The sequence below is a fragment of the Modestobacter sp. KNN46-3 genome, from assembly GCF_011039295.1.
Map to the genome: position 1 here is coordinate 1 of NZ_JAAKGN010000034.1, position 13,186 is coordinate 13,186.

General features: G+C 71.9%; 18 protein-coding genes. 15 read left to right on the forward strand and 3 right to left on the reverse strand.

Annotated features, from left to right (window positions below; all coding sequences use genetic code 11):
- Positions 1-449 precede the first annotated feature (449 nt).
- Positions 450-1,253 (forward strand): hypothetical protein, encoded by an 804-nt coding sequence (locus tag G5C62_RS09925; protein WP_164700848.1) that lies wholly within the window; start codon positions 450-452, stop codon positions 1,251-1,253.
- A gap of 60 nt (positions 1,254-1,313) precedes the next feature.
- Here the strand turns inward: G5C62_RS09925 and G5C62_RS09930 are convergent, their stop codons facing one another.
- The gene (locus G5C62_RS09930) at positions 1,314-1,655 is read right to left on the reverse strand and encodes a hypothetical protein (protein WP_164700849.1); all 342 of its coding nucleotides are present in this window, start codon (positions 1,653-1,655) and stop codon (positions 1,314-1,316) included.
- On the reverse strand, positions 1,652-1,945 hold the full coding sequence (locus tag G5C62_RS09935) for a hypothetical protein (RefSeq protein WP_164700850.1): 294 nt from the start codon (positions 1,943-1,945) through the stop codon (positions 1,652-1,654). Before G5C62_RS09935 ends, G5C62_RS09930 begins: the two co-directional genes overlap by 4 nt.
- Before the next feature lie 125 nt (positions 1,946-2,070).
- On the opposite strand from G5C62_RS09935, the gene G5C62_RS09940 reads away from it, so the two are divergent.
- The 11 genes from G5C62_RS09940 to G5C62_RS09985 all read left to right on the forward strand — a co-directional run bounded on the left by G5C62_RS09940 (position 2,071) and on the right by G5C62_RS09985 (position 9,625).
- On the forward strand, positions 2,071-2,400 hold the full coding sequence (locus G5C62_RS09940; RefSeq protein ID WP_164700851.1) for a hypothetical protein: 330 nt from the start codon (positions 2,071-2,073) through the stop codon (positions 2,398-2,400).
- A complete protein-coding gene (locus G5C62_RS09945) occupies positions 2,400-2,756 on the forward strand; it encodes a hypothetical protein (RefSeq protein WP_164700852.1) in 357 nt (118 codons plus the stop codon). Before G5C62_RS09940 ends, G5C62_RS09945 begins: the two co-directional genes overlap by 1 nt.
- Before the next feature lies 1 nt (position 2,757).
- Positions 2,758-3,153 (forward strand): hypothetical protein, encoded by a 396-nt coding sequence (locus G5C62_RS09950; RefSeq protein ID WP_164700853.1) that lies wholly within the window; start codon positions 2,758-2,760, stop codon positions 3,151-3,153.
- A complete protein-coding gene (locus G5C62_RS09955) occupies positions 3,150-3,572 on the forward strand; it encodes a hypothetical protein (RefSeq protein WP_164700854.1) in 423 nt (140 codons plus the stop codon). Before G5C62_RS09950 ends, G5C62_RS09955 begins: the two co-directional genes overlap by 4 nt.
- Positions 3,573-3,717: 145 nt before the next feature.
- On the forward strand, positions 3,718-4,677 hold the full coding sequence (locus tag G5C62_RS09960) for a hypothetical protein (RefSeq protein ID WP_164700855.1): 960 nt from the start codon (positions 3,718-3,720) through the stop codon (positions 4,675-4,677).
- Positions 4,678-4,777: 100 nt separating this feature from the next.
- Positions 4,778-5,281 (forward strand): hypothetical protein, encoded by a 504-nt coding sequence (locus G5C62_RS09965; protein ID WP_164700856.1) that lies wholly within the window; start codon positions 4,778-4,780, stop codon positions 5,279-5,281.
- Positions 5,282-5,334: 53 nt separating this feature from the next.
- Entirely contained in the window at positions 5,335-5,457 is a 123-nt protein-coding gene (locus G5C62_RS28660) for a hypothetical protein (protein ID WP_277424770.1), read from the forward strand.
- An 83-nt stretch (positions 5,458-5,540) separates the two neighbouring features.
- A complete protein-coding gene (locus tag G5C62_RS09970; protein WP_164700857.1) occupies positions 5,541-7,790 on the forward strand; it encodes a hypothetical protein in 2,250 nt (749 codons plus the stop codon).
- Between the two features lie 14 nt (positions 7,791-7,804).
- Positions 7,805-8,176, forward strand: coding sequence for a hypothetical protein (locus G5C62_RS09975; protein ID WP_164700858.1), 372 nt, complete (start codon positions 7,805-7,807; stop codon positions 8,174-8,176).
- Positions 8,177-8,180: 4 nt separating this feature from the next.
- Positions 8,181-9,371 (forward strand): hypothetical protein, encoded by a 1,191-nt coding sequence (locus G5C62_RS09980; protein ID WP_164700859.1) that lies wholly within the window; start codon positions 8,181-8,183, stop codon positions 9,369-9,371.
- Positions 9,368-9,625 (forward strand): hypothetical protein, encoded by a 258-nt coding sequence (locus G5C62_RS09985; protein ID WP_164700860.1) that lies wholly within the window; start codon positions 9,368-9,370, stop codon positions 9,623-9,625. The genes G5C62_RS09980 and G5C62_RS09985 overlap by 4 nt, the downstream gene beginning before the upstream one ends.
- 1 nt (position 9,626) lies before the next feature.
- Here G5C62_RS09985 and G5C62_RS09990 read toward each other — a convergent pair whose 3' ends face one another.
- Positions 9,627-9,836, reverse strand: a complete 210-nt coding sequence (locus tag G5C62_RS09990) for a hypothetical protein (RefSeq protein WP_164700861.1) — start codon at positions 9,834-9,836, stop codon at positions 9,627-9,629.
- 81 nt (positions 9,837-9,917) lie between these two features.
- Between G5C62_RS09990 and G5C62_RS09995 the strand changes: the two genes are divergently transcribed.
- The 3 genes from G5C62_RS09995 (at position 9,918) to G5C62_RS10005 (ending at position 13,160) form a co-directional block, all read left to right on the forward strand.
- A complete protein-coding gene (locus tag G5C62_RS09995; protein ID WP_164700862.1) occupies positions 9,918-11,132 on the forward strand; it encodes an N-acetylmuramoyl-L-alanine amidase in 1,215 nt (404 codons plus the stop codon).
- 230 nt (positions 11,133-11,362) lie between these two features.
- Positions 11,363-11,653: a hypothetical protein gene (locus G5C62_RS10000; protein ID WP_164700863.1), complete on the forward strand. Its 291-nt coding sequence runs from the start codon at positions 11,363-11,365 to the stop codon at positions 11,651-11,653.
- 79 nt (positions 11,654-11,732) lie between these two features.
- Complete coding sequence (locus tag G5C62_RS10005) at positions 11,733-13,160, forward strand: hypothetical protein (protein ID WP_164700864.1); 1,428 nt, start codon at positions 11,733-11,735, stop codon at positions 13,158-13,160.
- Positions 13,161-13,186 lie beyond the last annotated feature (26 nt).

A 13,186-nucleotide genomic window follows, 5' to 3' on the forward strand; every position in this document is an offset into this window, starting at 1 on the left:
GGCGTCGGCCGACGTGAGGCCGGTCAGGTCGACCGCGGACGCGACGAGGGCCGGGTTGTGCGTGTTCGCGGCGGCCCGGGCGATGATCGCGTCGACGGCGGCCTTCTCTGCGGCCGAGGCCGAGATGGACTCGATGACCGCCGACCAGCTCCGCGACCCGGACATGATGAAGCTCTACCTCGAGTCGAAGGCAGCCATCGCCGCGCAGGCCTGACCGAGCGCCGAACCGCCCCACCCCGGGTCATGGAGTGGGGCGGTTCGGCGCGTCCTGAGCCATCTGACGGGGTGGCCCACGCCACTCCCAGCCCGGTCCGCGGGGGTTCCTTGACGACCCGCGAACACACCGGACCGTGCTCATCACGCCAGCCGGGCGGCTCTACGGCACTCCAGCGGATCTCCGCCGCACACGCTGGGCGGCGCTCACAGCCATCACGAAAGGACTGCCCACCATGGCGCAGTACAAGGCCGCGGGCATCGACCAGAAGGTCGTCGCCGCCACCATCCACAACACCCTCGCTGACCTGGAGGACTTCGCCGCCTCCTACGTCCAGGAGTTCCAGGCCCCCATCAACGGGCAGAAGACCTCCACCGTCGTCATCCGCAAGCGTCCCACCGTGACGCTCGCCGCGATGCCGGCGAACCGCGACGGTCTGCTCCCGCGGACCAGCGCGGCCTCCACCTCGGTGGAGATCACCCTGACCGACGACGACTACTTCAAGGTCGCCGTCGACACCCAGGAGGTCGAGGCCGGCAAGATGTCGGTCGAGCTGGGTGAGGCTGGCGCTCGCGCCATCGTCGCGGCCGGCAACGCTCAGCTGCTGGCGGCCCTCGAGGCCGGCGGCACCGAGGTCGAGTTCGTCGGTGACGCCACCGACGGCGAGGCCGTGTGGGCGAACCTGATCGGCATGGTCACCACGTTCCAGGAGGCCGGCATCGACTCGACCGGCCTGATCCTGGAGGTCAAGCCGGCGGTGTGGGCGACCCTGATCAAGGGCATCGCCACCCTGCGTTCGGCGCAGGACCCCCGCGAGGTCGCCAAGACCCTGCTGGGTCTCGCCCGCGTCCGCGTGGCGAACCTGCCGTCGGCGAAGGCGACGCTGTCGCACCCCGACGCTGCGGCGCAGGCCCGGGTGCTCTCGGGCATCCGGAGCGGCATGGAGGACTTCGACGAGATCGTCGAGGGCCGCGTGAAGCTCGGCACCGAGGTGCTGGAGCCGGCCGCGGTGCTCGTCCTGGTGGACGAGGTCGCCTGACCTGACGCACGTCGCAGCCCCTCACTCGTTCGCGGGTGAGGGGCTGCGGCGCGTCTGGGGTCAGGCAGCCGCGGGGACGAGGACTGTTGCGGCGGCATCCCAGAGTTCAGCCGCGGTGCCGGCCCATCCGTCCACGGTGAACGCGTCCAGAACGGTGCGCAACCGTAGGTCGGTGACGAAGCCGGCCGCGTGTCGGACGCCGTAGGCGCAGATGTCGGCGTCGCTGTAGCCGGAGAGCTCGTCGTCGCGTTCGTCGTCGTAGAAGTCGGCGTTGCGGGCGCGGTGCCTCCGCTCCCAGACGTCGCTGGAGTAGCTGTCGGCCAGCCACAGGAAGCGGGAGCGGTCGCCCGGCGGGCAATCAGGGTGCCGGGCCAGGTAGTCGGGCAGCGCGACGGTGCTCACGCGGCCACCTCGGCGGGAGTGAGGATGGCCGAGGCGGGCACCAGTGCCTCGGCGGAGTCCCACAGGTCGGCCGGGTCGGCCCACGTCCCCGCCAGAGCGAGGGTCGCGAGGGTGGTCCGGAGGTAGGTGGGCAGCTGGTCGACCATCTCGAGCAGGGCGATGGCGACGATGGCCTGCTGGCCGGCGTGCGAGGCGCACTCGGCGACGCGGGCGGTCCGGCGGAGGTACGCGCGGCGGAGGATGCGCAGCTCGCGCGGCGTGGCGGTCGTGGGGAAGAGCAGGGTGCTCATCGGGGGCTCCTTCGGGGTACGGGCGCCGGGGGTTTCGGCGTCTCTCTGACTTGTCCGGACCCCTACCGGCGCGTGCACGGATCCCAACCCCTGACGCCGAACGCGTTCTGCGGACGGTCCGGGGCATGACCCGTGAGGACGCCCGCGCCTTCGTGACGCTGCACGCCGGCACCGCCGTCAGCCCCGCGCTGACCGATGCCGAAGTCGAGGCGTGCCTGGACCAGAGCCGCCTGCGTGACGCTGGGGGCCGTTTCGTCGGCGACGTCGGCTACGTCGAGACCATCTGGGCCACCCGCGCGGTCGTCCTCGCCTACGACGTGAAGCTGGCGAAGGTCGCCGCGAAGGTCGACCTGTCCGCCGACGGCGCGACCATCAACGCCTCCCAGGTGACCGCGAACCTCGAGCGGCTCCGTCGGTCGTGGCGGTCCCGCTGCATCCCCGGAGCGAGCGCCTGATGGCGACCACCGAGCAGCAGGACATCCTCGACCAGCTCGCCGACGCCGCAGCGGACCTCGTCGTCCTCATGCCGGCCCGGGCGACCATCGAACGCGACACCGCGGCAGCCGGCACGTACGGCGGCACCCGCACCGCTGCGGCCGTCGTGGCCGCGGACGTGCCGTGCCGGTGGAAGCGGCTGAGCGGCTCCCAGGCGACCGCGGAGACGCAGTACAGCGTCGCGCTGCCCGCCGGCACCGACCTGCGAACCGGGGACACCGTCCGGGTCGACCACCTGACCCTCGTCGTCGCCGCGGTCCTCGGCGGGACGTACGCCGTGCAGACGAAGGCGCTGTGCGCCGCGGAGGTGGCCTGAGATGCCCGGCCCCGACATCAGCGTCCGCATCATGCACGACGGCACCGGCCACGCGATCCGGATGACCGACGAGGCCATCGCGCTGCTCGTCGCCGAGTCCACCGCCGCGGTCGAGGGGTTCGCCAAGATCGAGCTCGACGAGCTCGTCTACTCCCAGCCTCCCGCGCCGTCCGGGTACGTCCGCACCGGCCAGCTCATCAACTCCGTCGGGCACCGGCTCACCGGCCCCACCGAGGGTGAGGTGTTCGCCTCCGCCGAGTACGCCGTCTACGTCCACGAGGGCTCGGTGCACAACGACCCGGCGAAGCCGTTCCTCTACAACGCGCTCCGCCGTGAGCAGCGCCGCACCCCGGCCCGGGCCCGCCGCATCGCGCGGCAGTTGGGACTGACCCAGTGAACGCCATCGCTGCTGCGACCCAGCACGTCGTCGCCCGCCTCACCAGCGCCCCTGCGGTGCTGGCCGCGGTGCCGGCCGAGCGCATCGTGCAGGGCGCCGTCCCGGACCCCGACCGCGCCGAGTACCCGCTGATCCTCATCCAGACCTACGGCGACCCGGTCGACACCAGGTACGTCGCCCGCGCTCGTGCGCTGACCGAGGTCACCGTCAGCGTCCGCGTCGTGATGCCGGCCGACGACCTCGGGCCACTGGTCCCGATCGCGTCCGCGGTCGACGCCGCCCTGGACGGCACGTTCGGCGTCACCGACACCGGCACGGTGAGCAGCTGCGTCCGGGTGTCGGAGACCGAGCTGATCGAGCGCGCCAGCGGGCAGGTGCTGCGCTACCTCGGCGGCCGGTACGAGCTGCTCGTCAGCTGACTTCCGTTCCATCCGTTTCGTTCCGTCTCATTCGTTCCGTTCCGTTCCGTCGCCGGTCCGGCTCGAGCGGGTTCCCTGACGGCGTGCACGCACTCCGGACGGTCACGACGCGGAAGGCCTTCCACCACCCGTCAGGAGTACGCACATGGCATCCGCCAAGACCGCCGTCGAGCAGGTCGCCCAGGTCGGTATCGAGGCGACGGCCGGCGTGGCCGCTGCTGCGACCTGGCGCCCCCGCACCGAGACCATCACCATCCAGCCGCAGGTCGAGACCGCCGAGGTCCGCCCGTCCGGCTCCTACTACGTCGCCAGCACCTACCTCAACGCCGAGTCCTCGTCCGGCTCCGCGTCCGGTGCGGTCAACCTGACCTCGCAGCTGCGGTTCCTCGCCCTCGCGCTCGGCGCGCCGGCCACCGCGGAGACCGTCCTGGACTCCGGCGTGTTCGCGCACACCTTCGTGATGCAGAGCGACCGCCCGACGTGGACCGTCGAGTACGGCGACGCACAGCACGCCTCCCGGGCGTCGTTCGTGTACGCGACCAGCTACGAGCTGGAGTTCGGCCGGAACTCGGGCACCTCGACGTTCAGCATGAGCCTCGGCGGCGGCCAGTTCTCCGACGGCGTCGCCCTCACCACGGCCGGCGTCACCGAGCTCGCCGACGAGATCGTGCCGGCGCTGCGCGTGAGCGTGTTCGCCGACACCTCGCTCGCGACCCTCGGCACGACGAAGCTGGACAACGCCCTCGCGGTCAAGTTCAGCCTGACCGACCTGCGGGCCGGCAAGCAGTACCTCGACGCCGACAAGCCGTCCATCAGCAAGGTCGTGAACACCGCTCCGACTGCAGCGGTCGAGCTGACCGTGGAGGCCGACGCGCCGGGCCGCGACTGGGTCCGGAAGCTCCGCGAGGGTGAGGTCACCTACCTGCGGCTGCACGCTGCCGGCGACGGCGGCCACGAGCTGACCATCGACGCCCCGGTCATGGTCTCCGCGGTGCAGGAGCGGGGCGATGAGGAGAACGTGTACGTCGCGAAGTACACCCTCCGCGTGGTCAAGACCGCCGACTTCGAGCTGACCGCGACCCTGGTCAACGGACTGTCCGCCTGACCTGCGCGTTCACCACATCTGGCCCGGCTCCGTGCATTCGCGGAGCCGGGCCGGACCGTCCCCAGGTGTCACCCCTCCCTGACACCTGATTGGACCCCCTGTGAAGCGTTCCGCGATCCGCCGCAACCCCGCCGCTGCGTTCACCCGTGAGCTCGTCGTGAAGTTCTCCGACGACCCGGACGACGCCCTGACCGTGACCGTCGCCCCGACCGGCATCACTCCGGAGCTGCGTGACGAGGTGAACGCCGTCCCGGCGCTGTTCGCCGAGATGAGCGAGCTCGCCAAGCACGCCGTCGACACCGAGGACGGGCAGCTGACGCCCGAGGAGATCGAGCAGGCCACCGCGCTGGAGGACCGCATCCGCCAGGCGCTCGGCGGGGCTGTCGCCGCGCTGGTCGTGAAGTGGGACCTCCTCGACGACGACGAGCAGGTCATCCCGCCGACCCCGGAAGCGCTGGCGGACTTCCACGTGTTCGAGCTCATCACCATCGTCGACGCGCTGATGCGCGAGGTGAACGGCGCCCCTTTCGGCAAGACCTCCCGGTCCTCCGGCGGATCCGGGCGTTCGAGGAGCTCACGCCAGGGTGCACGCCGCCGGAGCTGAAGGCCCGCATCCCCGAGTGGGCGGTCCTCATCCCGGCCGCGAAGGCGCTCGGCATGAGCTACCCGGCCATCCTCGGCGACCGGCATCCGGAGGCGAACTCCGGCTGGTACGCCGCGGTCGGTCAGGCGTGGTGCATCCACGAGACCGAGATGCAGAAGGCCGCGCGGAAGAGCTGATCTGCCCGGCTCCCTGACGATCCCAGCTCTCCCCGGACGGTCCGACCTCAGCAGGTCGGACCGTTCGGCGTTGGGAGCGCGCAGTGCTGTTGTCGAGGCTCCACGTCCTCATCACCGGAGACAACCGGGACGCCCAGCGGGCGCTGCGGGACACCCGCGCCGGGATGACGGCGACCGCCACGCACGCGAAGGTCAGCGCGGTCGAGTGGGGCAAGGCCCTGTCGGTCCTGACGAAGGTCAGCACGGCGATGGTCGGCGTCGGCCTGGCGACCGGCGCACTGACCGGCGTCGGCGCCGCAGCGACCGGCGTCATCGGTGGGCTGACCGCCGGCACGCTCGCCCTCGTCTCCGCCGCGACCATCGCCGGCGCTGGGCTGGCCGCGTTCGGCATCCTCGCCGCGGGCGCTCTCGACGGTGTCGGCGAGGCGATGGGCGCCTACGAGGCCGCGACGAAGCAGGCCCGGCAGGCCCTCGCCGTCGGCGACATCGAGGCCTACAACGCCGCGCTCCTCGCCCAGCAGCAGGCCCTCGCGACGCTGAACCCCGCGCAGGCGGACTTCGCGCAGAACGTCCTGAGCCTCAAGGACGCGTGGCGAGCGGCCGGCGACGAGATCGGCCCGTCGCTGTTCGAGACCCTCAACGGCGCGGTCGACACCGCCCGCGCGCTGCTGCCGTCCCTCGTCCCGATCGCCGAATCGGTGTCCGAGGCCCTCGGCGGCATGTTCGACCGGGCGCAGGACGCGATCGGCGGGCAGCGGTTCCAGGACTTCATCACCCTCGTCGCCGACACCGCCGGCCCGATCCTCACCCAGTTCGGCACCATCTTCGGCAACGTCGGCGGGGCGTTCGCGAACGGGTTCGAGGCGGCGCTGCCGCTCATCGACGCGGTCCTCACCGGCCTGGCCGGCCTCACCGAAGGCATGGAGTCCGCGCTCGCCGGGCCCGGCTTCGCCCGGTTCGTGCAGTGGGGCGTCGACATCCTCCCGCTGGTCGGGGACACCGTGGGGGACCTCGCCGACGCGGTCCTGTCGCTGCTGAGCGTCCTCGCGCCACTCGCACCAGTCGCGCTGGGAGCCATCGGTGCGCTCGCCGGTGCGCTCGAGGACGCGTTCCGCAGCGACGACATGGCCGCGTTCGTCGCGCAGGTCGCCCGGCTGTTCCCAGTCATCACCGACACCCTCGGCGACCTCGCGACCGCCCTCGTCGGTGTCCTCGGGTCCGATGCGTTCGCCGGGTTCGTCGACGGGCTGGTGCGGCTGCTGCCGCAGCTGGTCGAACCGCTGGCGCTGCTCGCGACCGGAGCGGTCGAGATCGGGTCGGCGTTCCTGTCCGCCCTGCTGCCGGTGCTGCCGGTCCTCACCGAGAGCCTGCGGGAGCTCGTCCCGTCGCTGGTGTCGGTCGCCGATGCGCTGTTCGGCGCCGGGTCGGTGCTGCTGACGACGCTGCTGCCACCGCTGACCGACGTGCTCGTCGCGCTCGCCGGCCCGCTCGCGGACCTCCTCGGAACCCTCGGGGACGTCTTCACCCGGATCAGCCCGTACATCGGGGCGCTCGCGGACGCGTTCGTGCAGTTCATCGACGCGGCCCTGCCCGGCATCACCGGCCTCGCGGACGCGTGGGCGGACAGCATCACTCCCGAGGTCGTCGAGCGGATCACTGCCGCGGTCGTGGAGATGACCCCGAGCATCGTGAGCCTCGCTGAGTCGTTCTCCGAGCTGATGCTGGCGCTGGCGCCGTTCATGCCGGAGCTCGTCGACCTCGGCGTGCAGCTGCTGGAGACGCTGGTCCCGGCGCTGGAGAACGTCGCAGACACCGTCGCCTTCCTCACCGACGTGTTCGGGCCGCTGCTGGACGCCGTCCTGGCGGTCAGCGGGATGAACCTCCAGCTGGCGACGGGGGCGCTGGAGGCGTTCGGTGGGCTCCTCGAGTGGCTCGGCGACAAGGCCGCGGAACTCGCCGAGCAGCTCGGCCTTGTCTCCAGTGCGACCGGGAAGGTCGGCGGGGGAGGGATAAGCCTCGGCCCGCTGAAGTACGCGAACCCGGTCGCGTTCGGGCTCAGCTGGCTCAAGGACAACGTGCCGGAGTTCGACGACGGCGGTGTGATGCCAGTTCACTCCATGGCCCTGGTCGCCGGCGGCGAGACGATCGTGCCCACGCACAAGCCCGGGGTGTCCCTTGACGACTACACGGGCGCCGGGACGGTCCACGTCGAGGGCGGCGTGCACGTGACCGTCGGCTCCGGTGACCCCGAGGCCGTCAAGGCCGCAGTCATGGAAGCCCTCGCTGAGGCCGCACGGAGCGGCCGGTCGACGCTGCGGCAGACCCGCGGCTGAGTGAGGGAGCCGTCGTGAGCTGGTACGTGGAGCGGGTCGGGGCCGAGGCGTCCCGGGTGACGCTGCTGCCGGTCGCCGGCGACATCGTTGTGAGCACCGAGCAGCCGAGCTCGGTCCTGACCGCACTCGACGGGTCCCGCGTCGTGTGGTCGGCGCCGCCCAGCCCGGCGAACGTGACGCTGCCTGAGCTGTGGTTCGACTCGGTGACCGACGCGACCCGGTTCGAGACCCTGGCGCTGAGCGGCGCCCAGCTGACGCTGGTTGCCGACACAGGCGAGAGCTGGACGGTCCGCGCCATCAACGGAGTCCGCCGGCGCATCCTCGACACCCCAGACCGCGGCACCGCCCCAAAGTTCGGCGTCACGACCACGTTCGTCGGGGTGTGACGGCATGTACACCGAGCTGAGCTCCGCCGCGGCCGACGTGCTTCTGTCCGGCGGCATCGCGGTCGGCCGCGCCGAGGTGTGGTCCCTGGCCGGCGTCCGGAAGGCCCGGCTGAGCGTCGCGGCGGGCTCCTGCACGTGGGACCGGACCGCGGCCATCCCACGCAGCTGCGACGTGACCCTCGCCGGGTTCGAAGGCATCCTGCCCGACCTGGGCTCGCTGCCCCCGGCGAAGACGTACGCCGACACGAACGGCACCTACGCCGACGACGTGGTGAACGGCCCCTACGGCGGTGACCTGGTGAACCGCCAGCTGCGCGGCCTGCTCATCCCGGCCGTCACCGAGCTGCGGCTGTTCCTCGACGTGTGGCTGCCTGACGGCAGCGTCGAGAGCATCCCGATGGGCCACTACCGGATCGCGACGGTGAATCCGGAGCACACGCCGAAGGGTGTCCGGGTCCACCTGACCGGGTTCGACGTGGCCCGGTCGGTCCGGCTGGCCGGGTACACGACGCCGTACGCCATCACGGCCGGGACGAACACCCGTGCGGCGCTGCTCGGGCTGCTCAGCTCCAAGGTCCCCGGTGTGACCGCAACTGCCCCGAGCACCGAGTTCACTGCGCCGCGCTTGTGCTTCCTCCCGAGCGAGGGCGCCGACCCGTGGGCCGACTGCCGGACCCTGGCATGGTCGGCGGGCTGGGACCTGCTGACGACCCGCACCGGCGGCATCGTCGCCGTCGTGCCCGGCGACCCGGGCAGCGGTGAGCCGGTGTGGTCGCTGACCGAGGCGACGCTGACCCGCGCGGCGAGCACCGTCGACGACGAGGAGTGCATCAACACCGTCGTCTGCTTCGGGCAGACGGCGGAGGACGTGCCGGTCCGTGGCGTCGCGCAGCAGACGGCCGGTCAGTGGGGCACCGAGAGCGTGGGGACGCGGACCAAGTTCTTCACGGTGCCGACCGTGCGGACGGAGCAGCAGGCGCAGAACACCGCGCAGGGTCTCCTGCGGCAGCTGATGGGCCTCACGGACACGATCGAGCTGGACGTGCCGATGGCGCCGCACCTGGATCCAGGTGACTTGGTCGCGGTGGACGAGTCGGTGCTGCAGCTCGAAGACACCGTGTACTGCCTGGAGCGGTCGGTGTTCGACTTCGCGCGGCAGCCGACGCGCCTGACGCTCTCCCGGAGGCTGGCGTGAACCCGTTCGCGGACCTGATGCGCGATGTCGTCGCGCCGGAGGCCGACGAGGCCCGGACGCGGCTGGCGCTGGTCTCTGGGGTCGTGACCGCGGTGAACACGGGTGGGGCCAACCCCACCGTCGACGTGGACCTGGCCGGCGGCATCGTGCCGGAGCTGCGCTTCCCGCAGGGGGCCGCTCCCGTGATCGGTGATGTCGCGTGGGTGTTGATGCAGGGCGGCGCGGCGATGTTCGTGCAGGTCGTCCTCGCCTGACTCAGGAGCAGAACCGCACCCGGTACTGCTGCCCGTAGCGGCCCGGTTCGACAGCAGCGACGACGCCAGAGTGCTGCTGACCGCCTTCGTCGACGAGGACGACCGCGGCGCCGGCGGGCAGTGGGCCGTCCTCGAGGTCGACGTCGCCGAGGTACGCAACGCCGAGCGCCCGCTCCACCGGGCCGAGCTCGGTGGTCACTTCGATCGGCACAGCTGAACGGTAGCTCCGTGCCCGGCCACGGGCGCTCCGAACGGTCCGAGGGGTCTTGCCCTCTCCCGTCAGGAGCTGCTCGTGGCTACCGCCGTCGACTTCTACACCCGCGTCATCACCCGTCTCCGCTCGTGGGGCTACGCCGTCGAGGAGGTGCCCGGCTGGCAGTCGCGGACCACTCAGGGGGGCGCGTTCGACCCGACGCTGCTGTTCGTCGAGCACCACGACGCGTCCGCGCCGACGACCGACGACGGCGCGCACGGCTACGTCGTGGCGAAGAAGCTGAGCCAGTTCACCATCAGCCGGTCCGGTCGGATCCGGCTGTGCGCTGCCGGCGTCACCTGGCACGCCGGCGTGGGCGGTCCGCTGCACGGTGTGCCGCGCAACAGCGCGAACACCCGCAGCACGGCCGTCGAGGTCGCCAACAGCGGCTCCGAGCCGTACTCCGATGCCTGCACGTCGTCGATCGTGGCGCTCGAGGCGGCGTGGGCGATCGAAGCTGGCCGGACCGCGGAGATCCATCTGGTCGTCGGTCACAAGGAGTGGGCGACGCCGCGGGGCCGGAAGGTCGACCCGGCGATCGACATGGACTGGCGCCGGGCCGCGGTTGCGGCGTTCATCGCCGAGAAGTCCGGTCAGCCAGCCCCCGCTCCGGCGCCTGCACCTGCACTCGTGCCCGTCTCCGCTCCGGCGCCGGCCAGCGACCTGCTGGCGGTCCCGGCGTGGACACTGCCGGCCGGGCACTACCTGGGCGACATCAGCGGCCCGGACGAGAGCCACGGGGGCTGGGGCACCGCGGACGACGCGATGGTGCTGTTCGCGCAGCGCGCCTTCATCGCGCTCGGCTGCGTGCCCGGCCAGTCGAACCCGGGCAGCAGCTGGGCTGACGCGAAGTGGGAGGGCGCGACGACCGACGCCTGTCGCCGGTGGTTCGACACCCGTCGGCCGAACGGTGCCGCGCAGCCGCACAAGACCCGCACTTACCGCGACGACTGGAACATCCTGGTCGCGCAGGTGGCCGCGGCGACCGCACCGGCCCCCGCACCGGCTCCCCAGCCGGCCGCTCCGGCTCCGTCGGGGATGCTCCGGCGCGGCAGCACGGGTGTCGCCGTGCGCCGGCTCCAGGCCGCGCTGAAGGCCAGCTTCCCGGCGTACCGGCACACCTGCGGCGCGATGGTCGTCGACGGCGACTTCGGCCCCACGACGGAGAAGTGGGTGCGGGAGTTCCAGCGCCGCTCCGGCCTGACCGTCGACGGCATCGCCGGCCCCGCCACCCTGGGGCGCCTCGGCCTGTGACTGACACCGGCCCGCCCGGTCCGCACCGTGCCCCTCATGGCGGCCCGGTCAGGGCTGGGCGGGCCGTCACGGTTGGGGAACCGAGGAGACCCCCGCGGCCACTACCCGGAAGGTGGGGTCGCGGGGGTCACTCGCGTTCCCGACCTGGGCTGCTTGACGAACCGGCCCCCACCCGGACCTGTCGAAGGGTCAGGACGCGTCCGCTCCCGACACGCTCGGGAGGACCCACGATGACCCAGCCAGCCGGCCACGAGACCGCGATCGCGCTCGCCCGCGTCGAAGAGCGCATGGCCGCTCAGACCGAGCGGTTCAGCGAGAAGTTCGACGAGCTCGGCAAGCGCCTGGATGAGGCGCACGGCCGGACCGAGGCGCGCATCGACTCCGCCGAGCAGCGCATCGACGAGCTCGAGGACCGGGTCGATGAGCTCGTCGGGGACAAGAACCGGCTGAAGGGGTGGATGGCCGGGCTGGCTGCGGCAGGCACCGCTGCCGGTGCCGGAGTCAGCCAGCTCCTCAGCTGACCTTCTGATCGGCTGACCAGCGGAAACAGTGGGCTGGGATACCTGCATCCCGGTAGGGCGCTACGGACGGTCCAGGTACATGAGCACCCCCTGCACTGTCTGCGCAGCCCCCGCAGCCCTCCTCGCTGACCTCGACGTTCGCATCCTCGGCCCGGAAGTCTTCGGCCGGTACAAGGTGCAGCGGGCCCTCGCTGACGCCGGCATCACCGTGTCGATGGAAGCCGCGAGGAAGCACCTCGCGCACGTTCAGGACGGCACGCCCGGCGTGCCCGCCTACCCGGCCGGGCAGCTGCGGCTCACCACCCTCGACGACGCAGTCGCCCTGCCTCCGGTGCCGACCGTCACCGCACCTCAGCCGGCCGCGCCCCGCGGGTACGAGCCTGGCGTCCGGTTCGAGCCCGGCGCGAAGGCCGCCGTCGTCACCCTGCCTCCCGCGCCGACCGCTCCCGGCGAGGGTGACTGCGCCGCGTACCTGCGGGGCCTCGGCATCGACCCGGACCTGTACGTACTCGAGCCGATCGAGGTCCGCACGAACTCCCACGGGTGGACGCGCACCGATGAGGACGGTGCCGCGGTCACCCAGCAGACGTTCTTCGCCCGGTTCCGTGTGACCCGCCGGGAGCCGGCCGCAGAGTCGTGGAACGTCGACGAGCTCCTCGCCGCCATCCCGGAGTTGGTTGCGGACCGTCCGGATTCGTCGGAGGCACCGGGGGAGTCGCTGCTGGTCGGTCTCGCAGACTGGCAGACCGGCAAGCGCGACCAGGGCGGCACCGAGGCCCTCGTCCGGCGGCTCGCCGCGCTCGGCCCGGCCATCGTCGACCGGGTCGGAGACCTGCAGCTGCTCGGCCGGAACGTGGAGACCATCTACCTCGTCGGCCTCGGTGACCTCGTGGAAGGCTGCAAGGGGTTCTACCCGATGCAGACGTTCAGCGTGGAGCTCGACCGTCGACAGCAGATCCGGGTCGCTCGCCGGATGCTGACCGAGGTCGTGAAGACCGTCGCCACCCTCGGCATCCCCGTCGTCGTGTCCGGTGTGGCCGGCAATCATGGAGAGCAGCGCAACGGCGACGGCAAGGCGTTCACCACGCCGGGCGACAACGACGACCTGCTCGTCCTCGAGCAGTGCGCCGAGGTGTTCGCCCTCGCGTCCGGCTACGACCACGTCAGCTTCGTCATCCCCGACCAGGAGCTCGCGCACACGATGGACCTGTCGGGGCAGCACTGCGTGTTCACCCACGGGCACGTTTCCCGCGGCGGGTGGGCGGGGCTGTGGACGTGGTTCAAGAACCAGCGCGCGCACGGCAAGACGAGCGCCACGACCGCCGTGGTCGGCCACTACCACCACCTGCACGTCGAGAACGACGGGCTCCTGACCCTGTTCCAGTGCCCGGCGCTCGAGGGTGGCAGCGACTACTTCTCGACGGCGATGGGGTCGACGACGGTCCCTGGCACCGCCTGCGCCTTGGTGAGCGGCACCTTCGGCGTCCGGGACCTCGCCGTTCTCTGACGCATCCCTGACGGGCGGCGCCCTCT

Excerpts from the sequence above, each read along its gene's own strand:
- G5C62_RS09925 (WP_164700848.1), top strand. The coding sequence starts at position 450 with ATGGCGCAGTACAAGGCCGCGGGCATCGACCAGAAGGTCGTCGCCGCC.
- G5C62_RS09935 (WP_164700850.1), bottom strand. The coding sequence starts at position 1,945 with ATGAGCACCCTGCTCTTCCCCACGACCGCCACGCCGCGCGAGCTGCGC.
- G5C62_RS09940 (WP_164700851.1), top strand. The coding sequence starts at position 2,071 with ATGACCCGTGAGGACGCCCGCGCCTTCGTGACGCTGCACGCCGGCACC.
- G5C62_RS09945 (WP_164700852.1), top strand. The coding sequence starts at position 2,400 with ATGGCGACCACCGAGCAGCAGGACATCCTCGACCAGCTCGCCGACGCC.
- G5C62_RS09950 (WP_164700853.1), top strand. The coding sequence starts at position 2,758 with ATGCCCGGCCCCGACATCAGCGTCCGCATCATGCACGACGGCACCGGC.
- G5C62_RS09960 (WP_164700855.1), top strand. The coding sequence starts at position 3,718 with ATGGCATCCGCCAAGACCGCCGTCGAGCAGGTCGCCCAGGTCGGTATC.
- G5C62_RS28660 (WP_277424770.1), top strand. The coding sequence starts at position 5,335 with ATGAGCTACCCGGCCATCCTCGGCGACCGGCATCCGGAGGCGAACTCC.
- G5C62_RS09980 (WP_164700859.1), top strand. The coding sequence starts at position 8,181 with ATGTACACCGAGCTGAGCTCCGCCGCGGCCGACGTGCTTCTGTCCGGC.
- G5C62_RS10000 (WP_164700863.1), top strand. The coding sequence starts at position 11,363 with ATGACCCAGCCAGCCGGCCACGAGACCGCGATCGCGCTCGCCCGCGTC.
- G5C62_RS10005 (WP_164700864.1), top strand. The coding sequence starts at position 11,733 with ATGAGCACCCCCTGCACTGTCTGCGCAGCCCCCGCAGCCCTCCTCGCT.